The 26,384-nt window shown below is 72.8% G+C and carries 26 protein-coding genes and 1 tRNA gene; 9 read left to right on the top strand and 18 right to left on the bottom strand.

The features are described from left to right. Positions 1–89 precede the first annotated feature (89 nt). On the bottom strand, positions 90–1,733 hold the full coding sequence (gene cdgB / locus ADY01_RS00575; RefSeq protein WP_049563965.1) for a diguanylate cyclase CdgB: 1,644 nt from the start codon (positions 1,731–1,733) through the stop codon (positions 90–92). 214 nt (positions 1,734–1,947) lie between these two features. On the opposite strand from cdgB, the gene ADY01_RS00570 reads away from it, so the two are divergent. Beyond that, complete coding sequence (locus ADY01_RS00570; protein ID WP_234319970.1) at positions 1,948–2,496, top strand: flavin reductase family protein; 549 nt, start codon at positions 1,948–1,950, stop codon at positions 2,494–2,496. Positions 2,497–2,504: 8 nt separating this feature from the next. On the opposite strand, the gene arfB is transcribed toward ADY01_RS00570, so the two are convergent. Beyond that, positions 2,505–2,936, bottom strand: a complete 432-nt coding sequence (gene arfB, locus ADY01_RS00565) for an alternative ribosome rescue aminoacyl-tRNA hydrolase ArfB (protein ID WP_199826131.1) — start codon at positions 2,934–2,936, stop codon at positions 2,505–2,507. Positions 2,937–3,088: 152 nt separating this feature from the next. Between arfB and ADY01_RS00560 the strand changes: the two genes are divergently transcribed. Further along, positions 3,089–3,664 carry a TerD family protein gene (locus tag ADY01_RS00560; protein WP_049563961.1) on the top strand — a complete coding sequence of 192 codons (576 nt, stop codon included), beginning with the start codon at positions 3,089–3,091 and terminating at the stop codon, positions 3,662–3,664. An 82-nt stretch (positions 3,665–3,746) separates the two neighbouring features. Here ADY01_RS00560 and ADY01_RS00555 read toward each other — a convergent pair whose 3' ends face one another. Then, positions 3,747–4,322 carry a TetR/AcrR family transcriptional regulator gene (locus tag ADY01_RS00555; RefSeq protein ID WP_049563959.1) on the bottom strand — a complete coding sequence of 192 codons (576 nt, stop codon included), beginning with the start codon at positions 4,320–4,322 and terminating at the stop codon, positions 3,747–3,749. An 88-nt stretch (positions 4,323–4,410) separates the two neighbouring features. On the opposite strand from ADY01_RS00555, the gene ADY01_RS00550 reads away from it, so the two are divergent. Next, the gene (locus ADY01_RS00550) at positions 4,411–5,316 is read left to right on the top strand and encodes an SDR family NAD(P)-dependent oxidoreductase (RefSeq protein WP_049563957.1); all 906 of its coding nucleotides are present in this window, start codon (positions 4,411–4,413) and stop codon (positions 5,314–5,316) included. 31 nt (positions 5,317–5,347) lie between these two features. On the opposite strand, the gene ADY01_RS00545 is transcribed toward ADY01_RS00550, so the two are convergent. Further along, positions 5,348–6,280 carry an aminoglycoside phosphotransferase family protein gene (locus ADY01_RS00545; protein WP_049563955.1) on the bottom strand — a complete coding sequence of 311 codons (933 nt, stop codon included), beginning with the start codon at positions 6,278–6,280 and terminating at the stop codon, positions 5,348–5,350. A gap of 49 nt (positions 6,281–6,329) precedes the next feature. Next, on the bottom strand, positions 6,330–6,995 hold the full coding sequence (locus tag ADY01_RS00540; RefSeq protein WP_049563953.1) for a pentapeptide repeat-containing protein: 666 nt from the start codon (positions 6,993–6,995) through the stop codon (positions 6,330–6,332). A 109-nt stretch (positions 6,996–7,104) separates the two neighbouring features. Here ADY01_RS00540 and ADY01_RS00535 point away from each other — a divergent pair, with 109 nt between their 5' ends. After that, positions 7,105–8,109 (top strand): zinc-binding dehydrogenase, encoded by a 1,005-nt coding sequence (locus ADY01_RS00535; protein ID WP_049563951.1) that lies wholly within the window; start codon positions 7,105–7,107, stop codon positions 8,107–8,109. 42 nt (positions 8,110–8,151) lie between these two features. Here ADY01_RS00535 and ADY01_RS00530 read toward each other — a convergent pair whose 3' ends face one another. Both ADY01_RS00530 and ADY01_RS00525 read right to left on the bottom strand, forming a co-directional pair. Beyond that, on the bottom strand, positions 8,152–10,290 hold the full coding sequence (locus ADY01_RS00530; RefSeq protein ID WP_049563949.1) for an alpha-galactosidase: 2,139 nt from the start codon (positions 10,288–10,290) through the stop codon (positions 8,152–8,154). A 253-nt stretch (positions 10,291–10,543) separates the two neighbouring features. Beyond that, positions 10,544–10,620 (bottom strand) — tRNA-Thr (locus ADY01_RS00525). Between the two features lie 259 nt (positions 10,621–10,879). Between ADY01_RS00525 and ADY01_RS00520 the strand changes: the two genes are divergently transcribed. From ADY01_RS00520 to ADY01_RS00510, 3 genes are all read left to right on the top strand, one after another. After that, complete coding sequence (locus tag ADY01_RS00520; RefSeq protein ID WP_049563948.1) at positions 10,880–12,022, top strand: ABC transporter ATP-binding protein; 1,143 nt, start codon at positions 10,880–10,882, stop codon at positions 12,020–12,022. 202 nt (positions 12,023–12,224) lie between these two features. Beyond that, on the top strand, positions 12,225–12,626 hold the full coding sequence (locus ADY01_RS00515) for a hypothetical protein (protein ID WP_049563946.1): 402 nt from the start codon (positions 12,225–12,227) through the stop codon (positions 12,624–12,626). 42 nt (positions 12,627–12,668) lie between these two features. Continuing rightward, positions 12,669–13,418: a nucleotidyltransferase family protein gene (locus ADY01_RS00510; RefSeq protein ID WP_049563945.1), complete on the top strand. Its 750-nt coding sequence runs from the start codon at positions 12,669–12,671 to the stop codon at positions 13,416–13,418. Here ADY01_RS00510 and ADY01_RS00505 read toward each other — a convergent pair. From ADY01_RS00505 to ADY01_RS00465, 9 genes are all read right to left on the bottom strand, one after another. Next, entirely contained in the window at positions 13,387–14,562 is a 1,176-nt protein-coding gene (locus ADY01_RS00505; protein ID WP_049563944.1) for a CU044_5270 family protein, read from the bottom strand. The two genes, ADY01_RS00510 and ADY01_RS00505, sit on opposite strands and share 32 nt — an antisense overlap. Continuing rightward, complete coding sequence (locus tag ADY01_RS00500; protein WP_049563943.1) at positions 14,559–15,233, bottom strand: RNA polymerase sigma factor; 675 nt, start codon at positions 15,231–15,233, stop codon at positions 14,559–14,561. The genes ADY01_RS00505 and ADY01_RS00500 overlap by 4 nt, the downstream gene beginning before the upstream one ends. An 82-nt stretch (positions 15,234–15,315) precedes the next feature. Continuing rightward, complete coding sequence (locus ADY01_RS00495; protein WP_049563941.1) at positions 15,316–16,935, bottom strand: DoxX family membrane protein; 1,620 nt, start codon at positions 16,933–16,935, stop codon at positions 15,316–15,318. A gap of 83 nt (positions 16,936–17,018) precedes the next feature. Next, positions 17,019–17,972, bottom strand: coding sequence for a 23S rRNA (guanosine(2251)-2'-O)-methyltransferase RlmB (gene rlmB / locus ADY01_RS00490; protein ID WP_049563939.1), 954 nt, complete (start codon positions 17,970–17,972; stop codon positions 17,019–17,021). 19 nt (positions 17,973–17,991) lie between these two features. Further along, positions 17,992–19,383 carry a cysteine--tRNA ligase gene (cysS, locus tag ADY01_RS00485; RefSeq protein WP_049563938.1) on the bottom strand — a complete coding sequence of 464 codons (1,392 nt, stop codon included), beginning with the start codon at positions 19,381–19,383 and terminating at the stop codon, positions 17,992–17,994. A 110-nt stretch (positions 19,384–19,493) separates the two neighbouring features. Further along, positions 19,494–19,904, bottom strand: a complete 411-nt coding sequence (locus tag ADY01_RS00480; RefSeq protein ID WP_107081591.1) for a PPOX class F420-dependent oxidoreductase — start codon at positions 19,902–19,904, stop codon at positions 19,494–19,496. 68 nt (positions 19,905–19,972) lie between these two features. Next, on the bottom strand, positions 19,973–20,467 hold the full coding sequence (gene ispF, locus ADY01_RS00475) for a 2-C-methyl-D-erythritol 2,4-cyclodiphosphate synthase (RefSeq protein WP_049563933.1): 495 nt from the start codon (positions 20,465–20,467) through the stop codon (positions 19,973–19,975). Next, positions 20,457–21,224, bottom strand: coding sequence for a 2-C-methyl-D-erythritol 4-phosphate cytidylyltransferase (ispD, locus tag ADY01_RS00470; protein WP_049563930.1), 768 nt, complete (start codon positions 21,222–21,224; stop codon positions 20,457–20,459). The genes ispF and ispD overlap by 11 nt, the downstream gene beginning before the upstream one ends. 326 nt (positions 21,225–21,550) lie before the next feature. Beyond that, positions 21,551–22,033 carry a CarD family transcriptional regulator gene (locus ADY01_RS00465; protein WP_049563928.1) on the bottom strand — a complete coding sequence of 161 codons (483 nt, stop codon included), beginning with the start codon at positions 22,031–22,033 and terminating at the stop codon, positions 21,551–21,553. 429 nt (positions 22,034–22,462) lie between these two features. Between ADY01_RS00465 and ADY01_RS00460 the strand changes: the two genes are divergently transcribed. Then, on the top strand, positions 22,463–23,290 hold the full coding sequence (locus ADY01_RS00460) for a hypothetical protein (RefSeq protein ID WP_063784074.1): 828 nt from the start codon (positions 22,463–22,465) through the stop codon (positions 23,288–23,290). An 88-nt stretch (positions 23,291–23,378) separates the two neighbouring features. On the opposite strand, the gene ADY01_RS00455 is transcribed toward ADY01_RS00460, so the two are convergent. Then, the gene (locus ADY01_RS00455) at positions 23,379–24,059 is read right to left on the bottom strand and encodes a response regulator transcription factor (protein ID WP_049563925.1); all 681 of its coding nucleotides are present in this window, start codon (positions 24,057–24,059) and stop codon (positions 23,379–23,381) included. Then, positions 24,056–25,366, bottom strand: a complete 1,311-nt coding sequence (locus ADY01_RS00450) for a sensor histidine kinase (RefSeq protein ID WP_049563921.1) — start codon at positions 25,364–25,366, stop codon at positions 24,056–24,058. The genes ADY01_RS00455 and ADY01_RS00450 overlap by 4 nt, the downstream gene beginning before the upstream one ends. 188 nt (positions 25,367–25,554) lie before the next feature. Here ADY01_RS00450 and phoU point away from each other — a divergent pair, with 188 nt between their 5' ends. Further along, positions 25,555–26,229, top strand: a complete 675-nt coding sequence (gene phoU / locus ADY01_RS00445) for a phosphate signaling complex protein PhoU (RefSeq protein ID WP_049563919.1) — start codon at positions 25,555–25,557, stop codon at positions 26,227–26,229. Positions 26,230–26,384: the final 155 nt, after the last annotated feature.

Genomic DNA, 26,384 nt, shown 5'->3' with positions numbered 1-26,384 from the left:
CTTAGCTACCGCTTCTTTCCCCCACCATGTCTCCGCGCGAGCCTACCCCTTTCGGGGGAAGGCCCCGGACCCTTCGCGCCCCGGCGGTCTCAGCCCACCCGGCGCTTGCCCTGCGACCTGGAGCGCTTCTCGACATACATGCGCTGGTCGGCGGATTCGAGGATCTCCTCGGTCGTCATGCCGCAGGCGGCCCAGCCGATGCCGAAGCTGGCGCCGACCCGGACCGCGCGGCCCTCCACCCTGATGGGGGGGATGATGCCGTTGCGCAGGCGGACCGCCAGGTCGGACGCCTCGGACGGGCCGAGGCCCTCGGCCAGGACGACGAACTCGTCGCCGCCGAGCCGCGCGACGGTGTCGTTGTCCCGGACGCCCTGCTCCAGCCGCCGGGCGACCTCGATGAGGACCGCATCGCCGCAAACATGGCCGAAACGGTCGTTGATTGACTTGAATCCGTCCAGATCGCAGAAGAGAACGGCCAGCCCCTTGCCATCCCCGCCCGGCGCGTCGGGCGCGTGCACGTGCTCGTGGTGATCGTGCAGGCGCCGCCTCGGCGTGCCCAGGCCCTCGAACGCGTCGCCACCCCGCATCCCGTCCCGCATCCCGTGCACGCCCTGCATGCCGTGGACGCCCACGGGTCCCGGCCGGTCGGAGGCCGCGGACCGTTCGCAGATCCGGCCGCCGAGTCTGGCCTTCAGCTCCGCGCTGTTGGGCAGCCCGGTCAGCGAGTCGTGGCTCGCGCGGTGCGCGAGGGCCAGCTCGTGCCGCTTGCGCTCCTCGATGTCCTCGACGTGCGTGAGCTGCACCTGCGGCCCGTCGGCGACGTCGGCGACCACCGAGTTCCGCAGGGAGACCCAGACATAGGAGCCGTCGCGCCTCGCGAGGCGCAGCTCGGCGCGGCCGCCCTCGGCCGAGGTGCGCAGCAGGACGCCGGTGTCCTCCGGGTGGACGAGGTCGGCGAAGCTGTAGCGGCGCAGCACGGCGCCGGGGCGGCCGAGCAGCCGGCACAGCGCGTCGTTGACCTTGATCAGCCGCCCGTTGGTCTCGCCGCCCACCTCGGCGATGGCCATGCCGCTCGGCGCGTACTCGAACGCCTGGCGGAAGCTCTCCTCGCTGGCCCGCAGCGCCTGCTGCTCCCGTTCCAGGCGCACGAGCGCCCGCTGCATGTTGCCGCGCAGGCGGGCGTTGCTGATGGCTATGGCGGCCTGGGAGGCGTAGAGCTGGAGCGCCTCGCATCCCCAGGGCCCGGGGCGGCGGCCGTTGCGCGGGCGGTCCACCTCCAGAACGGCGAGCAGCTCGCCGTCCGAGGCGTGCATCGGCGCGAACAGCCGGTCCATCGGGTGCCACTCGTCGGGGTAACGGGGCGCGGGCCCGGTGATGTGCCACTGCGGCACGTCGTCGTGGTCGAGGACCCAGCCCTCGGTATAGGGGATGAAACGCAGCTCGCCCCAGTGCTCGCCCATGCCCAGGCGCCGCTCCCAGGACTCGCGCGAGCCGGTGCGCCCCGCCAGGGCGGCCTCCGCGTTGTCGTTGCCCGCGACGGCCGCCACCAGCAGATCCCCGTCCGGTCTGACGAGGTTGACGGCGGCGAGCTCGAAGCCGAGCGCGGCGACCGCGCCGTCCGCGATCGTCTGGAGGGTGTCCGCCATGCTGCGAGCGGTGTTCAGCTGAGCGACGACCTGGTGCAGCTCCCGCAGTGAGGCGAGGCGCACATAGGGCTCCGTCTCCGTTTCCATCACTCCCCCGGGCGCGAAATGCACGTGCAGATACACAGGCCACTGAATCACAGGGAGCTGCCCGCTAGGTACACAGGGTCAGCAATTAGTTGCCTTGTGTGATTCATGTCACAGTACGGATGTGCTCGGTCGCGGGATGTAGGACGACCGGGGCCCCCGCTCTGGTTCCCTGGGCCGATGCACCGCACGGGCAACGGGAGTTAGCGTGTGGGCCGTGTCCCTACCTGTGCAGCAGCACCAGCCCGTCCCGCATCCTGAAGGGGTGAGCGAGGAGGAGTTCCGCGGCGCCCTGGCCCGGCTCGCGGCCGGGGTCGTACTGGTGACCGCCCACGACGAGGAGGACGGCCCGCGCGGCGCGGCGGCCGGGATGACGGCGACCGCCTTCCTGTCCGTGTCGCTCGACCCGCCGCTGGTGCTGGTGAGCGTGCGGACCGGCTCGCGGATGGACGAGGTGCTGGAGCGCCAGCCGCTGTGGGCCGCGTCGCTGCTCGGCGAGGAGGGCCGCACGACGGCGGGCCGGTTCGCGATGGCGGGGCGGCTGTCCGACCGGCTCCTGTTCCAGGACCTCCCGCACACCCTCGGCGAGATCACGGGGGCGCCGCTGGTGACCGGCGCGCTGGCGACCGTGGAGTGCAGAACCGAGCAACGGGTCGAGGCCGGGGACCACACGCTGCTGATCGCCCGCGTCCTGGCGGCCACCGTCCCGGCGACCGGCGAGGGACCCCTGCTCTACTACCGCGGCTCCTACCGGCGGCTGGGGTAGCGGGCCCGTCAGTCCCAGCTGTCCCGGCCCGAGCGGCCACGCTTCAGATCGGCGCGGCGGCGCTTGTCGGCGAGGCGGCGCTCCGTGACTCCGCGTGGCGTGCGGCGGGCCTTGCGCGGGCGGGGCGGGGGCGCGGACGCCTCGGCCAGCACCCCGGCCATCCGCCGCGCGGCCGTCTCGCGGTTGCGCCACTGGGAGCGGTGCTCGCTCGCCCGCACCGTCAGCACCCCGTCATGCAGCCGCCCGGCGAGCCGGTCGAGGGCGCGTTCCTTCCACACGTCGGGGAGGGAGCGGGTGGCGGCGAGGTCGAAGCTGACCTCGGCCTGCGTGTCGCTGGTGTTGACGTGCTGGCCGCCGGGGCCGGAGGACCGGGAGAAACGCCAGCGGAGCTCGGCCTCCGGCAGGGAGACCGCGCCGCGAATGACGTAGGGCCCGGACATGCGTTCCATGATCCCCCGCTCGGCCGCATCCCGCACGCTGGTTTTTCGCCCGAACGCGCGTGGAACCCACCTCCCCCCTGACATCGTTGGGGACAGTGAGAGTAACGTCATCGCAAAGGCGACCCTGAGCGACATGGAATAAGGGGATCTACATGGGTGTGAGCCTGTCCAAGGGCGGCAACGTCTCGCTGAGCAAGGAGGCACCGGGCCTGACCGCCGTCACGGTCGGTCTGGGCTGGGACGTTCGCAGCACCACTGGTGCCGACTTCGACCTGGACGCGAGCGCCCTTGGGGTGAACTCGGGTGGCAAGATCGTCTCGGACCAGCACTTCATCTTCTACAACAACCTGAAGACGCCCGACGGCGCCATCGAGCACACCGGGGACAACCTGACGGGTGAGGGCGAGGGCGACGACGAGCAGATCAAGGTCAACCTGGCCGGTCTCCCGGCCGAGGTCGACAAGATCGTCTTCCCGGTCTCGATCCACGACGCCGAGAACCGCGGCCAGAACTTCGGCCAGGTGCGGAACGCGTTCATCCGTGTGCTGAACCAGGCGGGCGGCGCGGAGATCGCCCGCTACGACCTGACCGAGGACGCGTCCACCGAGACGGCGATGGTCTTCGGCGAGCTCTACCGCAGCGGCGCGGAGTGGAAGTTCCGCGCGGTCGGCCAGGGTTACGCCTCGGGTCTGGCCGGCATCGCCCAGGACTTCGGCGTGAACGTCTGACGCGGCCGACTCTCGCCCTCAGGGCCACCCGGGACCTCCCGACGCACGGCGTCGGGGGGTCCCGGCCGTCCTGGGCGGCCGGTCAGCCCGCCTCGGCCACCTCGGCCGCGCCGCGGAGGTGGGCGAGCAGGTCGTCGATGAGGTGCCCCGCGCCGTCCGGCGCGAGGTGCCCGGCGGAGGCGAGGTCGGCGGCCCCGTGCGCGAGCGCGCGCACGAGCGAGGCGAACCGGACCGGGTCGCCCGGGGGCAGCGCGCCGGCGTCCTGGGCGGCGGCGACGACGCCGTTCCACCGGGCCTGCGCCGCCCGCGCGGCGGCGCCCAGCTCCTCCGAGTCGACCGACCACGCGCCGAACACCAGCTTGAAGCGCGCCGGGTGGTGGCGCGCCCAGGCGAGGTAACCGTGCATGGCCGTGCGCAGCTCCTCCTGGGGTGACCGCCGCCTCTCCCCTCTCTCCGTGGGCACCATGACGCGCCGTTCGAGCTCACGCGCGGCCACCGCGGCGAGCAGCGTCTCCTTGCTGGCGAAGTGCCGGTACGGGGCGTTGTGCGACACGCCCACGCGGCGGCCGACCTCGCGCAGCGTCACCGCCTCGACGCCGCCCTCGTCCAGCAGCCCCGCCGCCGCGTCGATCAGCGCCTCTCGCGTGCCCGTTCCCATGCCGCCATCGTAGGTGTGCGGTTGACGTCGTCAACCGCCCCCACCTAGCGTTGACGTCGTCAACCCGGCGCGAGAAGGGCGGCCCTCCATGCACCGGACGAGCACCGCGGTGGTGACGGGAGGGACGGGCGGCATCGGGGAGGCCATCGCGCGCCGCCTGGCGGCGGACGGCAGGACCGTCGTCCTGGTCGGCCGCAGCGACCAGCGGCTCGACGCGGCGCGGCGACGGCTCACCGCGGCGGTCCCGGAGGCGGATCTGCGGTCGGAGCGCGCGGACCTCTCCCTGCTCGCCGACGTCCGCGCCCTGGCCGGGCGCCTGACGGCGCGCCACGCCCCGCCGGACGTCGTGGTCAGCAACGCGGCCGTCATCGCGGAGGTCGGCGACACCACGGCGGAGGGCATCCAGCGGACGCTGGCGACCAACCACCTCGCCCCCTATCTCCTGCTGCGCCTCCTCGCCGGACACCTCGGCGACCGGCCCGCCCGGTTCGTCGTCGTGTGCGGGGCCCCGAGGGCGCTGGCGCGCATGCCGGTCGATCTGGACGACCTGGACTGCGCGACCGGCCGCGGCCTGGGACCCGTCCCGAGCCTCCGGCCGTTCGACTGCTACGGCCGCACCAAGAACATGAACGCGATGTTCGTCAACGGGCTCGCCCGCAGGCTCGACGGCACACGGATCACGGTGAACGGCGTGCACCCCGGCGTCATCAAGGGGACCGGGCTGGTGCGGAGTTCGCGCGGCACGCTGCGGATTCTGGCCGCGGCGCTGAGCCCGTTCCTGCGGGGGCCCGACGCGGGGGCGGACACGCCGGTGTGGCTGGCGTCGTCCCCCGAGGTCGAGGGCGTGACGGGCCGGTTCTTCGTGAGACGCAAGCCGGTCACGATCGCACCGCACCTGACCGATCCCACCCGCTGCGACCGCCTGTGGAACGAGAGCGCCCACCTCGTCGGCCTCTCCCCCTCGATGGCCGCACCCGCCGACGACGAGGGATGAAGGCCGATGCCTCTCGTCGTGTCGGGCGGCGCTACGGGCGCTCCGTGAGCAGCTCCGCCAGGCGGTCCGCGAACGCGGTGAGCCGGTCAAGCCGCGGCCCGTCCCGGGCGACACGGAAGCCATGGCGGCGGCCCCAGAACGCGGCCCGCACGGCGTGGAACTGGGCCCAGCGCAGGGCGCGTTCGCGATCGACCTCCGCGGCCTCGGCGAAGATCTCCACGGCGCGGTGGACGGCCTTGCGCAGGTCGCCCGCTTCGAGGAACGTCAGCGCGCGTGACTTCAGCAGCGTGCCACCGTCGTACGCCGGGTCGCCCGCGTATCCCTTGGGATCGACGGCCAGCCACGGCTCCCGGTCGGCGCGCAGGATGTTCCCCGGGTGGAGGTCGCCGTGGACGAGGGTGTCCGGCTGGGTGCGGCCCAGCTCGCGGACGGTCGCCACGGCGGCCGCCGTCACCCGGCGCGGCAGCGTGTGCGGCAACTCCCCGGCATCCTTGCGGAGCTCCTCCTCCCACACGTCGGCCCGCTCCCGCATCCGGGGCAGACCGGGCGGCGCGGGGACGGCCAGGCGGCGATTGATCCGTCCCGCGACGGCCAGCACCTCGTCGCCGTCCTCGACCTCCGCCAGCGTCGACGTCCGCGCCCGCTCCAGCAGCATCGCGAAGCGCTCGTCGTCGCGCTCGCGCAGCAGGACGGCCCCGCGCCCGCCCCACGCCGCGAACGCGTCCGGCTCGTACACATTGCCCGGGTGCGGGAACGACACCTTCAGCACGGCCGCCTCCTCGTCCCGCCGCCGTACGGGGACGATGATCCCGACACCCCCGTGCATGACCTCCCCGTCAGGCACGCACTGCCAGCGCTCCAGCAACGCGTCCACGATCCCGGGAAGTTCGGCGAGCCACGCCGCCCCAGGCTCTCCTTCACGCCCGACCGTGCTCCGCGCGAACGACTCCGGTACCCCGATCATCCGAGCACCCTACGCGCCGTCGCCCGGCGGAGGCCGGGACGGAAAAGGGTCAATCCTCCACCCGCACCCCCATGCTAGCCGCGAAGTGGGGGGCGAGGTCGAGGAGTTGGGTGGGGGTGATCACCGCGCCCGCCAGGCGGTCGATGCCGCGGGCGAACGACAGGTGCGCGGCGCCGCGGAAGTCGGTGTGCTGGAGGGTCGCCGACGTCAGGTCCGCCTCGCGCAGTTCGCACGCCTCGAACGAGACCCGCTCCAGCCGCGCCCCGCCGAAGTCCGGCTCCACCAGGACGCAGCCGCTGAAGGTGACGTCGGTCAGCCTGGCCTGGCGCAGGTTCAGATAGTCGATCTTGCCGCCCTGGAACCGGACCCGGGTCAGCGCGGCGCCGCCGAGCTGTATGCCGCCCAGGCGGGCGTCCCTGATCTCCACGTCCCGCAGCTGGGCCTCGGACAGCGCCGTCCCGACGCCGCGCACCTCCTCCAGCAGCGTGTCCGCGAGCCTGGCACGTTTCATCCCCGCCTCGTCCAGCACGCACCGCCGCAGCGCGCAGTCCAGGAAGTGCGCCCCCGGCGCCGCCGCGCCGGTCAGGTCGAGCCCGCTGAACTCGACTCCGTCGTAGTCCCCTTCGGGTTCGAGCCGCTCCTCCCCGAAGGGGCTCAGCACCGGCAGCGTGAAGTTCGGTGGTCGCGGCGCCTTCACCGCGTCTCGTTGCGCCATGGCGCCCATCCTGCCGCTCACCACTGACAACGGCGCCTCCCGCTTGACCTCAACCATCCTTGAAGTAACAGGGTGGGCCGCACGCGCCAAACAAGAGAGAGAGACCACCATGCACGCAGTCCGTCTGCACGCGTTCGGCCCGCCGGAGAACCTGCGCTACGAGGAGGCGCCCGACCCCGAGCCCGGCCCCGGGCAGGTGCGGATCGCCGTGGCCGCGGCCGGGGTGCACGTCGTCGACACCGCGTTGCGCGCGGGCCCGCTCGGCGGCCACTTCGGCGTCCCCGAGCTGCCCACCATCCCGGGCCGCGAGGTGGCGGGAACGGTGGACGCCGTCGGCGAGGGCACCGACCCGGCGTGGCTGGGCCGCCGCGTCGTCGCACACCTGGGGATGGTGCCCGGCGGCTACGCCGAGCTGACCGTCACCGGGGCGGAGCGGCTGCACCCGGTGCCGGACGGGCTGCCCGAGGACCGGGCCGTGGCCATGGTCGGCACCGGCCGGATGACGATGGCCGTCCTGCGCTTCGCCGATCCCGCGCCCGGGGACACCGTGCTGGTGCTGGCCGCCGCGGGCGGCATCGGCGCGCTGCTGGTGCAGCACGCCAAGAGCCGCGGCGCGACCGTCATCGGCGCGGCGGGCGGGGCGGCCAAGGTGAGCGCCGTGCGCGACCTCGGCGCGGACCTCGCCGTCGACTACACGCGCGAGGGCTGGGCCGACCGCCTCCGCGCCGCCCACGGGGACCGGCCCGTGACCCTTCTCTACGAGGGCGTCGGCGGCGAGACGGCCCTGACGGCGCTGCGGCTGCTCGCGCCGGGGGGCGTTCACGTCGCGTACGGCTCGTTCTCGGCCGCGCCGGGCGTCGACGCGACGGCCGCGCTGCCCGAACAGGAGGCGGCGGAACGGGAGATCGTCTCGCGGCCGGTGCTCGGGCCGCGCCTGGTCGAGAAGATCGGCGGCTGGGAGAACCTGCGGGTGCTGGAGGTCGAGTCGCTGACCGAGGCGGCGGCGGGCACGCTCGTTCCCCTGGTGCACCACTTCCCGCTCGCCGAGGCGGCCGGGGCCCACCGGGCGATCGAGACCCGGGCCACCATCGGCAAGGTCGTGCTCATTCCCTGAGCGCACTTCCAGCACCGAGAGGCACAGGAAGAAGGGAAACGGTCAGACGCGGACCGCCTCGATCAGTACCAGGCGCTCGGGCCACTGGATCGGGGCGCGCACGCCCACCGTGGCGAGGGCGCGGCCCGGCAGGGTGACGCCCTCGCCCCACCACGGCAGCGTCTCCGCCCGCGACCCCGCGAGCCGGTCGCCGGGCGGGAGCGGCGCCACGCGGTAGGTGGCCTCCGGGTCGAGGCCGGGAAGGGCGACGCGTCCGGGCGGCGAGACGGCGCTCGTCGCCACCTGCACCAGCGCGTAGACGGCGCGCGAGCGGTCCCGCGCCACCACGCCGTGCGTCCAGAGCGCCGTGTCGGGGTGATCGCCGCGGACCACGTCGCCGGTGTGCAGCAGGGGCCGGAGCGTCTTGTACAGCGCGATCCACTCGGCGAGCGCCGCCCGGTCCTCGGCCGTGGCCCGGGTCAGGTCCCACTCGATGCCGAAGTGACCGAAGAGCGCGGTCCCGGCGCGGAAGCCGAGCGCGTGGGTGCGCCCGGTGGTGTGCGCCGTGGGCGCGCCGACGTGCGCCCCCATCAGCTCCGGCGGGAGGAGCAGCCCGGTCCAGCGCTGGATCTGCTGCCGCTCCAGCGCGTCGATGCAGTCGCTGGTCCAGACGCGGTCGGTGCGTTCGAGGATGCCCAGGTCGACGCGGCCGCCGCCGGAGGAGCAGGACTCGATCTCCAGGCGGGGGTGGCGGGAGCGCAGCGTGTCGAGCAGCCGGTAGACGGCCCGCGTCTGGGCGTGCACGCCGGCGCGGCCGGTGGGGCTGTGGCCCGCCTCGACCAGGTCGCGGTTGTGGTCCCACTTGAGATAGGTCAGCTCGTACTCGGTGACGATCGCGTCGAGCCGTTCCAGGATGTAGTCGTACGCGCCCGGGTGGCCGAGGTCGAGGACCTGCTGCTGGCGGGACTCGGGGGGCATCCTGTCGCCGGTCGCCATGATCCACTCGGGGTGGGCGCGCGCCAGGTCGGAGTTGGGGTTGACCATCTCCGGCTCGACCCACAGGCCGAACTCGATGCCGAGGCCCCGCACATGGCGGGTCAGCGGGTGCAGCCCCTCGGGCCAGACGCCCTCGTCCACGTACCAGTCGCCCAGGCCCGCGTGGTCGTCGCGGCGCCCGCGGAACCAGCCGTCGTCCAGCACGAACCGTTCGGCGCCCACCTCGGCGGCGAGATCGGCCAGCTCGGTGAGCTTGCCCAGGTCGTGGTCGAAGTAGACGGCCTCCCAGACGTTGAGCGTGACGGGCCGGGGCGTGCTCGGGTGGCGCTCACGCCCGCGCAGGTGGGTGTGGAAGCGCCCCGCGAGCTCGTCGAGGCCGTTCCGCCCGTAGCTGCCGTACACCCAGGGCGTGGTGTAGGACTCCTCGGCGCCGAGGTCGAGTTCGCCCGCGAGCAGCAGCTCGCCGCCGCCGAGGAGCGAGACGCCCGCGTGGGTGCGTTCGGCCAGGGACCGCTGGTTCCCGCTCCAGGCCACGTGCAGGCCCCAGACCTCGCCCGACCTGAAGCCGAAGCCGCGCTCGCCCGCCACATGGACGGTCGCGGCGTCGGTGCCGGTGCGGCCCTTGCGGTTCTCCCGCAGATGGGTCCCCAGGGTGAACTCGTGGCGCTGCGGGGTGCGTTCACGCAGGTGGCGGCCGGTCATGTCGAGCAGTTCGGTGGCCCGTTCCGGCACGGGCAGGGTGAGCAGCACGCCGGAGAGCGTGAACGGCGCGGCGTCGGCGGCGGCCCTGCTGCTGACCGTGGCGCGCTGGCGCACCAGCCCGGAGTCGGTCAGCTCGACCTCGACGCGCAGTTCGAGCTCGGCGCGCACGTCCTCGGCGATCACGGTGAGGGAGCGGGCGGCGGTCTGGAGGGAGGTGACGGCGAAGGCCGTGGAGAAGTCGGCGCCGGCCCGGTGACCGCTCAGCCCCGGGGTGCCGAGCCACCCGGCCGAGTGCTCGGGCAGCAGGGCGGCGGGAACGACGGTGCCGACGTTGTTCGAGGCTATCTGCGGCACCTCGGCGCGGGCGAGCGCGGCGAGGGCGTCCCGCGACAGCTCGCCCAGGTCCTCCCCCCAGTGCACGACCCAGGGCAGCCCGCTTCCGGTGCAGTCCAGCACGAGGCTGGTGCCCGCGGAACGGAGGTGGACGTAGGTCCCGTCACGCATGTGAGATCCCCTGATCGATCCTGTTGAGACATGTGCGATATTTCTATGGTTGTGCCACCTGACCCGTCAAGGGAGCAGGGGGCGCGTGCGCCGGGCGTGACCAGCCCCGGGCCGGGTGGGCCTGATCAGGGGCTCGGCCCGGCCACCGCCCGGCCCCCGGGCGCCGGTGTGCGAGCCGTGAGCCGCTGAAGGAGGGCCGCCCGGGTGAGCCGTCGTTCCGCGCCCGCCGTACTGGTCACGGGCGGTGAAGGTCTGGAGCCGCCTGTCGGATTCGAACCGACGACCTGCTGTTTACAAGACAGCTGCTCTGGCCAACTGAGCTAAGGCGGCACGCTCGCACGGCCATGACCGGCGGCAACGGCTGATCCAGCCTACACGGACGCGAACAGCCGGTCGGCCCGTGCGCGAGGCCGTCCCCGTCGCCCGCACGCCAGGACCGTTGATCATGCGATGACTATTTTTGCGCACCGGCTACTGACTTTCCCACCCGTTTCGAGTTAGGTTCACTCAGCGTCCATTTACATGGCCGTCACACCTTCCTACTCGGATCGTCCGGCACGTTCCTGCCGGTAGAAGGAGACAAAGAGACATGGCTACGGTCACGTACGAAAAGGCGACCCGGGTCTACCCCGGCTCCGAGGTCCCCGCCGTCGACCAGCTCGACATCCAGATCGAGGACGGCGAGTTCCTCGTCCTCGTCGGCCCCTCCGGCTGCGGCAAGTCCACCTCCCTGCGGATGCTCGCGGGTCTCGAGGACGTCAACGGAGGCTCGATCCACATCGGTGACCGCGACGTCACCCACCTGCCGCCGAAGGACCGGGACATCGCGATGGTGTTCCAGAACTACGCGCTGTACCCGCACATGACCGTGGCGCAGAACATGGGCTTCGCCCTCAAGATCGCCGGCGTGAACAAGACCGACATCCGCACCAAGGTCGAAGAGGCCGCCAAGATCCTCGACCTCACCGAGTACCTGGACCGCAAGCCGAAGGCGCTCTCCGGTGGTCAGCGCCAGCGTGTCGCGATGGGCCGCGCCATCGTGCGTGAGCCGCAGGTGTTCCTCATGGACGAGCCGCTGTCGAACCTGGACGCCAAGCTCCGCGTCCAGACCCGTACCCAGATCGCGGGTCTCCAGCGCCGCCTGGGCGTCACCACCGTCTACGTCACCCACGACCAGGTCGAGGCCATGACCATGGGCGACCGGGTCGCGGTGCTCAAGGACGGCCTGCTCCAGCAGGTCGACACCCCGCGGAACATGTACGACCAGCCCGCCAACCTCTTCGTCGCCGGCTTCATCGGCTCCCCCGCGATGAACCTGGTGGAGGTGCCGATCACCGACGGCGGCGTGAAGTTCGGCAACAGCGTCGTCCCGATCGAGCGCGCCGCCCTCACCGAGGCGCAGGGCAAGGGCGACACCACCGTGGTCGTCGGCTGCCGCCCCGAGCACTTCGCCGTGGTCACCGGCGACGGCGACAACGGCGCCGCCTCCGGCCTCGCCAAGGCGGACGAGAAGAAGGAAGCCGGCCTGGCCGTCACCGTCAACGTGGTGGAGGAGACCGGCGCCGACGCGTACGTGTACGGCACCGCGGAGTTCGGCGGCGAGGTCAGGGACCTGGTCATCCGCGTCGACAGCCGCGACGTGCCCGAGAAGGGCGCCAAGGTCAACGTCGTGCCGCGGCCGGGCGAGACCCACGTCTTCGCCACCGGCTCCGGTGAGCGCCTGAGCGACTGACGCGTTCACCGACGCCGTTCGTCACACCCGTGAAAGGGCCGTGTTTCCGCACACAGTGCGGAAACACGGCCCTTTGCGCGTCAACACCCGCGCCGGAATTCCCGGTCCCTTGTCACTCGTGAGAGTGGCGAAATGTCACCAAATCACTACTCGCCGCTACGATTCACCAAGCCCGTCACCCGTCTTGCGAGGAAGAGCTCCAGTGAATCAGGCACTCCGACACATCGGCAGAAGTCTCGCCATCGCCCTCCCTGTCGTCCTGGTGCTCTCCGGGACACTCGCCGTCACCCGCGTCCCCTGGGTCTCCGCGCCCTCCGAGACCCAGATGCTGACCGCCTCCGCCGAGCGGGAGCAGAAGGCGCCGGAGGACGTGCTCACCGACCGGCTGGTCACCACGCTGCGCCAGGAGGACCCGAGCGCCGCCCTGACCGGCCTCCAGGAGGCCGTCGACGCGGACCCCTCCCTCGCGCCGCACTGCGCGGGCATCGCGCAGGCGCTCGGCGAGGCCGCGGTGGAGAAGTACGGCAGCGCCCAACGGGCCCAGCAGCACGCCCGTCCCGTCTGTGACACCGCCTACGCGGCGGGCGTCGCCGCCGCCGGCTGAGGCCCGCCCACCGGCTGAGGGCCGACCGCATAGGCTGCGGGCATGACACATGCCGCCCTCGACGTCCCGCAGCCCACGCAGGCCGTTGTCCTGGCCGGAGGCCAGGGCTCGCGCCTGCGGCCGTACACGGACGACCGGCCCAAGCCGATGGTGGAGATCCCCGGCACCGGCGTCCCGATCATCGGCCACCAGCTGACGTGGCTCGCCGCCGAGGGCGTCACCGACGCCGTCGTCTCCTGCGGGCACCTCGCCGAGGTGCTCCAGGACTGGCTGGCGACGGCCGAGGTGCCGCTGCGGGTCACCACCGTGGTCGAGAGCGAGCCGCTGGGCCGCGGCGGCGGCCTGAAGTACGCCGCCGCCGCGCTGCCGCGCCCGCACGAGCCGTGGTTCGCCACCAACGGCGACATCTGGACCCGCTTCTCGCTGAGCGAGATGGCCGAGTTCCACGCCGAGCGCGACGCGTTGGCCACGCTGGCGCTGGCCCGCCCGCGCATCCCCTGGGGCGTGGTGGAGACCGACGAGTTCGGCCATGTCCTCGACTTCATCGAGGCCCCGCCCTCCCCCTACCTGATCAACGCCGGCGTGTACGTCTTCGCCGCCGAGTTCACCAAGCTGCTGCCCGACCGCGGCGACCACGAGCGGACCACGTTCCCCCGGCTCGCGAGGGAACGCAGGCTGGCCGGATTCCCGCTGCCGCAGGGCGCGTACTGGCGGGCCATCGACACCGCCAAGGACCTCACCCAGGCGGCGAAGGACCTGGCTACTCCGTCCCGGCGCCCGTCTCAGGGCTGACGTCGGACACGTCGGACACGTCGGAGACGTCGGAGACGGAGCGCCCGGTGACCGCGGAGTCCGTGAACACCGTGTCCACCGGGTGGAAGTGCCCGTCCTCGACCTGCGTGATGCGGGTCCCCAGGTACTGGCCGGTGCCCTCCTCGAAGACATAGGTCGTCTCGTGGCCGAGGTGGCTGCCGAACCGGGTGATGCCGATGCCCTCCCGGCCCGAGGCGTCCGTCGCCGCGCCCACGGAGACGCCCGGGATCAGGTCCCAGGTCAGGAAGAGCTCCTCCGCCACCTCGGGCGGCAGGAGCACGTCCTCGAACATGCCGCCGACCGTCTCGAACGCCCACTGGTCGGCCTGGTCGCCCGAGTCGGCCGAGCCGTTCTCCTCGTAGATCTTCTCCAGGAACTCCGCCGGGTCCTCGGGGATCCCCAGCATGTAGTCGAACGTGGGCTGCTGGAGGTTGGCGGGGAACTCGCCGCCGATGCCCGGGTAGTAGTCCTCGCCGACGCTCCCGTTCGGGTCCTCCTCCTCGCTCCCGACCTCGCCCAGGAAGCAGCGGTCGGGGTTCTCGTCGGCGTTCCCCTCGCCGGGGTTCTCCGCGCCGGGGTCGACGGTGCACGGCTCGCCGGCGTACGGGATCTCGACGGGGATGCCGTCGGGGGCGGTCGAGGAGTTCCAGTACCAGCCCTCGCTGCCGTCCGCCGAGAGCCACAGCCTGGTCTCGTACGGGCCCCGCTCGGAGCGTTCCACGTTGTCCCCGTTGTTCGGCCGGCCGCCCCAGTCGTGGACCACCACGCTCTCCGTCAGGAACCACTGGTCGGGGCCGATCTCGACCTCGGGTCCCGCCGCCGCGGCGGCGGCGAGCTGGGACAGGGTCGAGCCGCCCGAGGCCGGTCCCCCTTCCCCGTCCCCCTCGGCGCCCACCACCGTGGCGGCGACGACGACCGCGGCCGTGGCCACCGGCACGGCGATCAGTACCAACCTCCGGCGCCCCCACCGGCGTTCGGGGGCGTTCTCTGTCTCGCGCATCAGATGCTCCTCAAGCAGCAGACGGCGGTCGTCGGCCAGGCGCGGTGCGGCGGGCGGCGGCAGCAGCCGGGCCAGCTCCTCCCGGTCGGGACCCTCGCCCCGGCTCCACGGGAAACGGTTCATGGGTGCCTCTCCACGCTCTGCGCGCGCTCCGCGTTCGGCGCGCTCCGTCCTCTCGACCGAACCGCCGGGCGTCGGCGGTCGCTTGGTGCTTGTCCACGCCCGGGTGGCGGTTCCCCGCTCGTCGCCACGCCCGCCGCCCCGCTCAGCTCCTCGTCCGTGAGCCGGCGCAGGCGCGCCCTGGCGCGGAAGAGGCGCGAACGGACCGTGCCCACACGCACGCCGAGGGCCTCGGCCGCCTCCGCGTAGCCGAGCCCGGACCAGACGCAGAGCATGAACACCTCGCGGTCGCCGTCCCGCAGGCGCCCCAACGCGGCCTTGGCGGCGGCGAGTTGCTCCGCGTCGGCCATGCGCCCGACCACCTCGTCGGCGAAGTCGGGCAGGGGCTCCCTCGCCGGAACGCGCGCCATGGCGCGTTCATGGCGGCGCTTGGCACGCGAGGTGTTGCGGAGCACGTTGACGGCGATCCCCATGAGCCACGGGCGCGGGGTCTCCCCCTCGTCCCGCAGCCGCTCGCGCAGCCGCCACGCCTCCAGGAAGGTCAGGGACACCACGTCCTCGGCCAGCCCCGGATCCCCGGTCGCACGGACCGCGTACCCGTAGACGAGCTGCGCGTAGGAGGTGAACAGCGACCGGAACGCCTCGGGGTCGCCAACGCGCACGCGGGCGTGCATGGATTCGTTCACCCAATGAATTGTCCGGAGCGGCCAGGGAGTTCCCGTGGCGTCCGTCACACGCTACGCACCGAGAAGCTCGCTAGCCGAGCAGCCCGCCGATAGGGCTGAGGCTGCTCCCGTCCCCCCCTTCGTCCACGGGCGGGCTCTCCTGCACGGGCTCGCCGCCGTCGCCGGCGCCGGGCGACGAGGGGGAGGGGACCCCCTCGGGGACCAACGGGTCGGGCGCGGACGGCTGTTCCTGCCGCGGGGCGGGCACGGTCTGCTCCGCGCTCGGCCCTTCCTCCGAGGGCGGACCGTCCGTCGCGCCGCCCCGGCCCGGCCCGGACGCGTCCCCCGGCGCGGCGTCCTCCTCGCGCCGCTCCCCCGGCGTCGCCGACTCCTCGGCCGCGGCGCCGCTCTTCTCCTCGCGCCGCTCGTCCTCGGCGCGGTCCTCCTCGGTCGTCTCCTCGGGCAACGGCTCGCCGGGCAGGTGGTTGCGCGGGGGCTCACCGGGGCCGGGCAGCGTGGGGAAACGGTCGGAGCGCACGGCGCTGCCGAGCATCGAGCCGATGAGCAGGGCGAGCCCGATCAGCAGCGTCGCCAGGGCCGCGCCCCGGCGCAGCACCCGGTGGCGCAGGTCGGCGAGCGGCGCGCGCGGACCCAGCCTGCGCCATGCCTCACCCGCGAGCCTGGCGTCCAGCGAGTAGACGGGCGCGCCCGCGATCAGCAGCGGGGACCAGGCGGCGGCGAGGAAGATGTCGGGCGCGTCGTAGGCGGGCCCGTTCTTCCAGCCGACGGTCACCAGCAGGGCCAGCGAGAGCGCCGCGCCGAGCCCGGCTGCGACCCGCTGCCACAGGCCGAAGACGGTCAGCACGCCGACGATGAGCTGCGTGAACGCCACGGTCAGCCCGGCGCCCACCGGGTGGGAGAGCGCCCACTCGTGGAGCGGGGCCGCCGCCGACCACGGTTCGAGGGCGCCGAGCCAGGCGTTGAGCGAGCCGCGCTCGCCGCCGTCGAAGTAGACCGGGTTGGTGAGCTTGCCCATGCCCGCGTAGATCGCCATGAAGCCGAGCAGCAGGCGCAGCGGCAGCAGCACCACGCCCAGGCTGAGGTGGCGCCCCGGATGGTACGCCTGGCGCGCGTCGGCCCGGTGCGACCGTTCGCCCGCGTGCGCGCCGGAGCGGGTCCCCCGGTCCGCGCCGGGGCCCACGCCGGGGTCCGCGCCCGGGTCCATGGCGAGATCCGCGGCGTCCTCGGCGGCGTCCGGGTCCGAGGGCTCGCCGAGGGCGGGTCCGCGCGTCCCCGCGCCCCCGCCGCCCGTCACCAGCAGCCGCGTCGACTCGGACGGCTGCGGGTGGCGGGGGCCGACCAGGGAGGCGGGGCGCGCGCCGGTGGCCACGCGCGGGAGCACCTGGGTCGCGGCGCCGTCGACGGCGTGCCCGGCCTCGCGCACCGCGCGCAGCAGGCCGCTCGCGCCCGCGTCCCCCGGCGCGCTGCGCCCGGTCCACACCAGCGGGCGGCGGCGGCCCGCCGCGGGGATCCGGGGCACCGGCGCCGTGTCGGGCACCGCGATGCTCACCGGGGGCGGCGTCGCGAGCTGTACCCGGAAACTGGCGTGGTTGACGACGACCTGGGCCGGGTCGGACGGCACCTTGACCGTGCTGAGCACCGGCTCGTCCAGCGTGGGGCCGCCGCGGGGTGTTCTGGTGTCCACACTCATCTAACCGAGTGACAGACGCTTAAGACACTGCCTTGACCGAAGTCTGTCCGCGACCCTTCAAACCCCCCGGCACGCACGCCCGTTCAGGCGCGGCGGCGTGCGACCTCGTAGAGCACGATCCCGGCGGCGACCCCCGCGTTCAGGCTCTCCGCGCCGCCCGGCATCGGGATGCGGGCGCGGATGTCGCACGTCTCCCCGACCAGCCGGGACAGGCCCTTGCCCTCGCTGCCGACCACGACGACCACGGGCCCGCCGAGCGCGTCCACGTCACCGAGGTCGGCCTCGCCGTCCGCGGCCAGGCCGACCACGGTCAACCCGGCCTTCTGGTACGCCTTCAGCGTGCGGGTGAGGTTGGTGGCGCGGGCGACCGGGGTGCGCGCCGCGGTGCCCGCCGAGGTCTTCCACGCGCCGGCGGTCATGCCCGCGGCCCGCCGCTCGGGCACGACGACGCCGTGCCCGGCGAACGCGGTGAGCGAGCGGACCACGGCCCCCAGGTTCCTCGGGTCGGTGACCCCGTCCAGCGCCACGATCAACGGGTCCTCGTCCGCGTCGAAGGCGGCGGCGGTCAGGTCGTCGGGGTGGGCGTACTCGTAGGGCGGGACCTGGAGCGCGAGGCCCTGGTGGTTAAGCCCGCCGGTGATCCGGTCCAGCTCGGCCCGGGGCGCCTCCAGGAGGTGGACGTCGCCGCGTTCCATGGCGAGCTTGACGGCGTCGGTGACGCGGTCGTCGCTGTCGAGGAACTGCTGCACATACAGCGTGCCCGCGGGAACGCCACCGCGCAGGGCCTCGACCACCGGGTTCCGGCCGACGACGAGCTCGGAGGGCGAGGTGCCCGAGCGGCGGGCCTGGGCCTTGCGCCCGGCCTCCTTGCGCGCCTTGAGGTCGGCGGCGCGCTTCTTGGCGTGGCCGGTGCGCGCCTCGGCGGGCGGCGTGGGCCCCTTGCCGCGCAGCCCGCGGCGCCGCTGGCCGCCACTGCCGATCTGCGGGCCCTTCTTCTGGGTCGTGCGTCGGTTGCGGCGTTCGCTGTTGCCTGCCATGGGTGTGGTCCGGTCCTTCTCAGCTCAGTTCCCAACGGGGACCGTCGGGGGTGTCCTCGATCACCAGGCCGGCGGACTGGAGTTCGTCACGGATGGCGTCGGCGGTGCCGTAGTCCTTGCGCTCGCGCGCCACCTGGCGCTGCCTCAGCACCAGGCCGACCAGGGAGTCGACGGCGCCCGCGAGCTGCTCGCCCCTGCCGCCCGCCGCGGCCCAGGGCCGGTCCAGCGGGTCGAGGCCGAGGACGCCGAGCATGGCGCGGACCTGGGAGGCCAGCACGACCACGGACTCCTTGTCTCCCTCGGCCAGCGCGGCGTTGCCCTGGCGGACGGCGTTGTGCAGGATGGCGAGCGCGCCCGGGACGCCGAGGTCCTCGTCCATGGCGGCGGCGAAGTCGCCCGGCACCTCGGCGGCCGGGAGGATCTGGCCCGCCTGGTCGAGGGCCCTGTGCAGGAAGCCCTCGACGCGGGTGAACGCGGCGTCGGCCTCGGCCAGGGCCTCCTCGCTGTACTCGACCATGGAGCGGTAGTGCGGGGTGCCCAGGTAGTACCGCAGGACGATGGGGCGCCAGCGCTTGGTCATCTCGGTGACGAGCACCGAGTTCCCCAGGGACTTGCTCATCTTCTCGCCGCTCATGGTGACCCACGCGTTGTGGGTCCAGTACCGCGCGAAGCTGTCCCCCGCCGCCTTGGCCTGGGCGATCTCGTTCTCGTGGTGGGGGAAGACCAGGTCGAGCCCGCCCCCGTGGATGTCGAACGCCTCGCCCAGGTACTTGTGGGCCATGGCGGAGCACTCCAGGTGCCAGCCGGGGCGGCCGGGGCCCCAGGGCGTCTCCCAGCTGGGCTCGCCGGGCCTGGCCGCCTTCCACAGCGCGAAGTCGCGCGGGTCGCGCTTGCCCGACTCGCCCTCGCCGCACGGCTGGAGCATCTGGTCCAGGTCCTGGTTGGACAGCTCCAGGTAGGCGGGGAAGGTGCGCACGTCGAAGTAGACGCTGCCCTCGGCCGCGTAGGCGTGGCCACGGTCGACGAGGGTGCGGATCATCGCGACCATCTCCGGCACATGGCCGGTCGCGCGCGGCTGGTAGGTGGGCGGGAGGCAGCCGAGGGCGGCGTAGGCGTCGTCGAACTTGCGCTCGTTCTCGTAGCCGATGGCCCACCACGGGCGGCCCTGCTCGGCGCTCTTGGCGAGGATCTTGTCGTCGATGTCCGTCACGTTCCGGATGAAGACGACATCGAAGCCGCGGTAGGTGAACCAGCGGCGCATGATGTCGAAGTTCAGTCCTGAGCGGACATGTCCGATGTGTGGCGCGGCCTGGACCGTGGCGCCACAGAGGTAGATCGAGACGCAGCCCGGCGCGAGCGGGACGAAGTCACGGATCTGCCGGGCGCTGGTGTCGTACAGGCGAAGGCTCACACGTCAAGAGTAGTGGGCGGGGGGCCTCCCCCGCGCCGACGGGCGCGGGGAAGGGAACGGTCCAGAACGGCACCTCCGGGGCCGCGGGAACGGCCCGGTGGGGCCCGGCGTCAGACGATGCCCTGGCCCACGATCCGGTCGGCCCTCACGCGCACGACGACGCGGGGGGCGTCCTGCGCGCTCGCGGGGTTGAACTCGGCGTATTTCTTTCCCACGTACTTGAGGGCGAGGGCGTCGATCAGCTCCTGGCCGCCCTCGGTGGTCAGCTCGGCCGTGCCGTAGACCGTGGCGTAGCTGTAGGGCGCCTCGGCGGGAACGACCTGGACGCTGACGCGCGGGTCCCGGCGCAGGTTCCGCTCCTTGCTGCGGCCGACCGTGGTGGAGATCAGCAGGTCGTCGCCGTCCCGCGTGACCCAGACCGGGGTCAGCTGGGGACTGCCGTCCCGCTGGATGGTGGCGATGGTGACGAAGACCTTCTCGTCGAGCGCCGCCTTGAGGCCCTCGGGGAGCGTGACTGCCACGGTGACACCTTCCTCGTCGCGTTGAGTCGTTGCATCGCGCACCATGTCCGTACCCCCGCCGGACCGTGTCACCCGCCAGGGGCGCGCGGCACGACGAGCGCCGTCGCGACGGCGGCCAGGCCGTCGCCGCGCCCGGTGAGGCCCAGGCCGTCGGTCGTGGTGCCGGAGACGGAGACGGGCACTCCGCCGAGGGCGGCCGACAGCACCTTCTGAGCCTCGTCGCGGCGCTTGCCGACGCGGGGCCTGACGCCGATGACCTGGATGGCGACATTGCCGATCTCGAAGCCGGCGGCGCGCACGATCCTGGCGGCCTCGCCGAGCAGGGCGGCGCCCGAGGCGCCCGACCACTCGGGGCGGTCGGTGCCGAAGTGCTCGCCGAGGTCGCCGGTGGCCGAGGCGGAGAACAGCGCGTCGCAGGCGGCGTGCGCCGCGACGTCGCCGTCGGAGTGCCCGGCGAGGCCGTACTCGGCCTCCGGCCAGTGCAGCCCGGCGCACCACAGCGCGCGCCCGCGCTCGAAGGCGTGCACGTCGGTGCCGATGCCCACCCGCACGTCAGAACCCATCGTTCAGTCTCCTTCTGGCGAGCACGGCCTCGGCGAGGACCAGGTCGAGCGGGCGGGTCACCTTGAACGCCTCCTCGTGCCCCAGGACGAGCACCACCGGGACGCCGAGCCGCTCGACCAGGCCCGCGTCGTCGGTCGCGGCGGCCTCGGCGACGCCGGCGAGCCGGTCGTGCGCCTTGACGAGCGTGGCGCGTTCGAAGCCCTGGGGCGTCTGAACCGCGCGCAGGAGCGAACGGTCCGGGGTCGCGACCACCGGCTCCGGCGCGCCGACGGCGCTCGGCGGGGCGACCTCCTTGACCGTGTCGGTCAGCGGGAGGGCGGGAACGACGGCGGGCGCGCCGGCGCGGACGGCGGCGGCGACCGCGTCCACGGTATCGACGGGGACCAGCGGGCGGGCCGCGTCGTGGACGAGCACCACCTCGATGTCCTCGGGCAGCACGTCGAGGCCGCTTCGGACGGACTCCTGGCGCGTCGCCCCACCGGGGACGACGAGCTGGTCGACGCCCGAGGGCGGCGGGTGCTCGTCGAGCAGCGAGCGAACGGCCTCGACCTCGGCGGAGGGGGCGACGACGACGACGAGGACGACCGCCCTGGCGCGCGCCATCGCGCGCACCGCGTGGACGAGCATCGGCGTGCCGCCGAGCGGACGGAGGGCCTTGGGGATACCGGGACCGAGCCGCTGCCCACTGCCGGCCGCGGGAATCACGGCCGCCGTGCGGGGCAGCCGCCCGCGGGATTCATGTGTGGTGTCAGTCATTTGGTGACGGGTGCAGGTTTGTTTGCAGGGTGGTGTTGGGTATGGCCTGAGCGTGCCGGGCACCACACGACCGGACCCTTCCGTGACAGGCCGGTCGAGGGAGCTTCACGGGCCCGGCACATCTCTTGAAGAACGATCCGTACATGCGGCAGCGCCCGTACGGCATAGGGGAATGCCTCCGGGCGCTGCGGCACACCGTCGCAGGCGTGGGATCGATCGATGGCTGTTCAGAGTGACCGAGGGCCCAGCGGATTCCGAGAGCTCAGCAGACCGGGAACCGCCGATCGAGAGCTGATGTCATGCGCGAAGTGAGCGGGTGGCGGCCCTCAGGAGGCGAGCACCTCGTCGAGCAGCGATTCGGCTTTGTCCTCGTTGGTGGCCTCGGCGAGAGCGAGCTCGCTCACCAGGATCTGCCGCGCCTTGGCGAGCATGCGCTTCTCACCGGCGGAGAGGCCGCGCTCGCGCTCACGGCGCCACAGGTCGCGGACGACCTCGGCGACCTTGATGACGTCGCCGGACGCCAGCTTCTCCAGGTTCGCCTTGTACCGGCGGGACCAGTTGGTGGGCTCTTCGGCGTACGGCGCGCGGAGCACCTCGAAGACCCGGTCCAGCCCGTCCTGCCCGACCACGTCGCGGACACCGACCAGCTCGGCATTTTCCGCCGGGACACGCACTTCCAGGTCACCCTGGGCGACCTTCAGCACCAAGTAGGTCTTGTCCACGCCTTTAATCTGGCGAGTTTCGATGGCCTCGATCAGCGCGGCCCCGTGATGGGGATAGACCACGGTGTCGCCAACCTTGAACGTCATGTGACAGGTACCCCTTCCGTGGCTCTCCATGCTAACACGGGAGGAGCCCCCTTTGAATGACGTTTTCCCAGGTCAGGACACATCTCGGGGGTTGACAAGCGCACCGGTGGCGTGCTGCGGCGGCCGTGGGGCGGCGGGTATCCGCAGGTGAGAGCCGAGTTTGCCGGGCGGGGCAGTTCGTCGATCTACGTCCGAAAGAAGACAAGAAAGTTCGGTCGACCCTGGAAAGGTGTCCGATTTGTCCGAGTTGGCGGAAAGCCCTCGTCCGGGGCCCGGAGGGCCGGGGAATTGATCAGCGGAAAGCGTCCCGGCAGCAATTCACTCCGGTTCACCCGCGTTCACTTCAGGGGTCGGGCGGTCCACCCCGAATGCCCTTCGGTACCCTGTGCCCGATAGATCAACAGGACTGTCCGAGGAGATGCCTCCGCCGTGAGCAGCAGCCTTCGTCGCGGCGTGGCCGCCGCCTTCTTCGCGTTCTCGCTCGCCACGCTGACGGCGTGCGGCGCCGGCCATGGCGCCGAGACCGGCAAGACCAGGCCGGACAACGCGTCCGCGCAGGTCGACGAGATCAAGGTGCAGAACGTCAACGTCGTCCTCCCCGAGGGGAACGAGGGGCCGGGCGGCATCAGCGCCCGGCTGTTCAACGACGGTGCCGAGGACCAGACGCTGGAGGCGGTCGCGCTGCCGGACGCCGGCCAGCAGGCCGAGCTGATCCCGGCGGAGGGCGGCGGGCCGATCGTCGTGCCCGCCCGCGGCTCGATCGCCCTGGGCGGCGAGGGCAACGTGTCGGCGTTCCTGGAGGACCCGGCGGCGGGCGACGTCGTGCTGGGCAACGCGCAGCGGGTCGTCTTCCTCCTGAGCGAGACCGGCGAGATCTCCCTCTCGGCCCGCGTGGTGGAGGACGACGAGGCGTTCGGCCACTTCGCCGACTGGGGGCCGTCGGCCCCGCCCGAGCCCGAGCCCTCCGAGGACCCGGCCGACGAGGGAACCGACGAGACGGACGGGACGGGCCTGCCGGGCGACGACGCCTCGGGGGAGGACCAGGAGAGCCCGGACGCGCCGGCCGACGGCACGACGGGCGAGCCGGGTGACGGGACGGACGGCACCGAGGACACCGAGGGCACCGAGGGGGAGCCGGCGGACGGCTCCACGGGTGAGGAGAGCGGCGACGGCCTGCAGAGCGAGGACGGCACGGTCGGAGACGACGGCACCGTGGACGACGGGACCGCCGACGACGGGGTCGTCGGCGAGGACTGAGCGCGCGGCGTCACCGCGCGTCGGAACGGCCGGAGGGCGAGCCCTCCGGCCGTTGGCGTTCCGTGGCCCGCCCGTGGGCCGCGCGCCCTTACGGCTCGAACTTGTAGCCGAGGCCGCGCACGGTGACCAGGTACCTGGGGGCACCCGGGTCCGGCTCGATCTTGGCCCTCAGCCGCTTCACGTGGACGTCCAGGGTCTTGGTGTCCCCGACGTAGTCCGCGCCCCAGACCCGGTCGATCAGCTGCATGCGGGTGAGCACGCGCCCCGCGTTGCGCAGGAGCATGGCCAGCAGGTCGAACTCCTTGAGCGGCAGGTCGACCTTGCGGCCCGAGACGGTGACCACGTGGCGGTCGACGTCCATCCGCACCGGGCCGGCCTCCAGGGCGGCGGGGCTCTCCTCCTCGGACTCGCCGCGGCGGCGCAGCACCGCGCGGATGCGGGCGACCAGCTCCCGTGAGGAGAAGGGCTTGGTCACATAGTCGTCGGCCCCTATTTCCAGGCCGACGACCTTGTCGATTTCGCTGTCCTTGGCGGTCACCATGATGACCGGGACATTGGACCGGCCCCGCAGCTGGCGGCAGACCTCGGTGCCGGGCAGCCCCGGCAGCATGAGGTCGAGCAGAACGAGGTCGGCGCCGTTGCGCTCGAACTCGTCCAGGCCCTCGGGCCCTGTGGCCGCCGTGGCGACCTCGAAGCCCTCCTTGCGGAGCATGTATGACAGAGCGTCGCTGAACGACTCCTCGTCCTCGACGACGAGCACTCGGGTCACGGGAGGACCTCCCGGGCAGATTCGTTGGTGCGGGTGGAGTGTGGCTCCGGTCCGGCGACGGCTTCCGGGCTGTCGGGGAACTCGGCCGGTTCGTGCAGGGTGCCACTGAGTCCGTCGCGGTGGCGGCGGGCTGCGAGATGGCGGTCCCGCGCGCTGCCGGGTTCCGGCAGTCGCAGGGTAAAGGTGGAGCCCTGGCCTTCGGCGCTCCAGACCTGGACCTCCCCGCCGTGCGAGGCGGCCACGTGTTTGACGATCGCCAGGCCGAGGCCCGTCCCGCCGGTCGCGCGGGAGCGGGCCGGGTCGACGCGGTAGAAACGTTCGAAGACGCGCTCCCGGTCGGTCTCGGGGATGCCGATGCCCTGGTCGGTCACGGCGATCTCGATCAGCTCGGTGCCCTGGGCGCGCAGGCGGGAGCCCGCGATGGCGACCCGGGTGTGGGGCGGGCTGTAGTTGACCGCGTTCTCCACCAGGTTGCCCAGGGCGGCGGCGAGCTGCGCCCGGTTCCCCCAGACGGACAGCTCGTCGACGCCGCCCGAGGCGACGGTGATGTGCTTGCTGTCCGCCTGCTGGCTGCATCGGTCGAGGGCCTCGCTGACCAGCTCGCCCACCGGGACCATCTCGGCGTTGGACAGCATGTCGTTGTCCTGGACGCGGGAGAGGTCGATGAGCTCCTGGATGAGGTTGGTGAGGCGGGCGGCCTCGTTCTGCATGCGGCCCGCGAAGCGGGTGACCGCCTCGGGGTCGTCCGCGGCGTCGAGCACGGCCTCGGAGAGCAGGGAGAGCGCGCCGGCCGGGGTCTTGAGCTCGTGGCTGACGTTGGCCACGAAGTCGCGGCGGACGGCGTCGATGCGGCGGGCCTCGGTCAGGTCCTCGACCAGCAGCAGGACCAGGCGGGAGCCGAGCGGCGCGGCGCGCGCCGAGACGGCGAGCACGTCGGCGCGGCCCAGCGTTCGTCCGCGGCGCGGCAGGTCGAGCTCCATCTCCCGGATCTCCCCGTCCCTCCGGGTGTCGCGCGCCATCTTGAGCATCGGCTCGACGGCGATGCGTCCGCCGCGTACCAGGCCGAGAGCGTACGCGGCGGAGCTGGCCTTGACCACACCGTCGCTCTCGTCGAGGACGACGGCCGAGGAGCGCAGCACGGAGAGAACGGTGTCGACGCCGGAGGGAAGTCTGGCCTCCATGGCGGGGGCGGCCCCGCCGGGACGCGTTCGCTCGCGCTCGCTGAGCCGGAATGCCAGCATGGCGATGACACCGGTGCACAGACCGGCTATCGCCGCCACTGCGGCGACCGCCGCGTTCACGTCCATATCCTCAGGTTAGGCGGGGGTGGCAAGGGGGCCACAGATGTGACCGAAGATGCTCGTCGGGGCGCCCGCGAGAGTTCACCTTGGCGACAGCGATGATTCACTTGACGGGGCGGATCCGGCCGTCTTCGGGGCAGAGCTTGGGACGATACAGACGGGTACCGGCAGGCGAGCAGGCAGGAAGGACACTCATGCGTGACGCGTATCACGAAGAGCTCGACGCGATCAGCGACAACCTGGTGGAGATGGCGCGTTTCGTCGGATCGGCCATCGGGCGGGCGACGACGGCCATGCTGGACGCGGATCTGAAGCTCGCGGAGAGCGTGATAGCCGCCGACGAGAAGGTCGACGAGATGCAGCGGGCGCTGGAGGCGTCCGCGGTCGCGCTCCTCGCGCGCCAGCAGCCGGTGGCGACCGACCTCAGGATCGTGGTGATGTCGCTGCGGATGAGCGCCGACCTGGAGCGGTGCGGCGACCTGGCGCAGCACGTGGCGAAGGTGGCGAGGCTGCGCTTCCCCGACTCGGCGGTGCCGCACGACCTGACGGCGACCATCCTGGAGATGGGGCAGCTGGCGCAGCGGCTGATGGCGAAGGCGACCGAGGTGCTGATCACCAAGGACGTCGAGCTGGCGATGCAGCTGGAGCAGGACGACGACGAGATGGACTCGCTGCACCGGACGCTCTTCAGCCACCTGCTGGACGAGCGCTGGCACCACGGGATAGAGACGGCGGTCGATGTGACGCTGCTCGGCCGCTACTACGAGCGGTTCGCCGATCACGCGGTGTCGATCGCCCGCCGGGTCGTCTATCTGGTCACCGGGGAGCACGCGGACGAGTTCAGCCCGGAGCCGGAGGCCACCGTCTGAGGGTTTTCACCTCCGCGCGCCGGTTGTGCGCCGTTGACGGCCGGGGGTGAGCGGGGCGTCCAATGTGGGTGGAGGACTTCCGCTGCCGAGGAGAGGGATCCATGGCTGCCTCATCCGCCTCATCCGCCTCACCCGCCCCGAATTCCGTGCCCGCC

This window comes from Streptomyces sp. SBT349, assembly GCF_001083795.1.
Lineage (GTDB): Bacteria > Actinomycetota > Actinomycetes > Streptomycetales > Streptomycetaceae > Streptomyces.
This window is presented reverse-complemented; position numbering and strand designations above follow the sequence as displayed.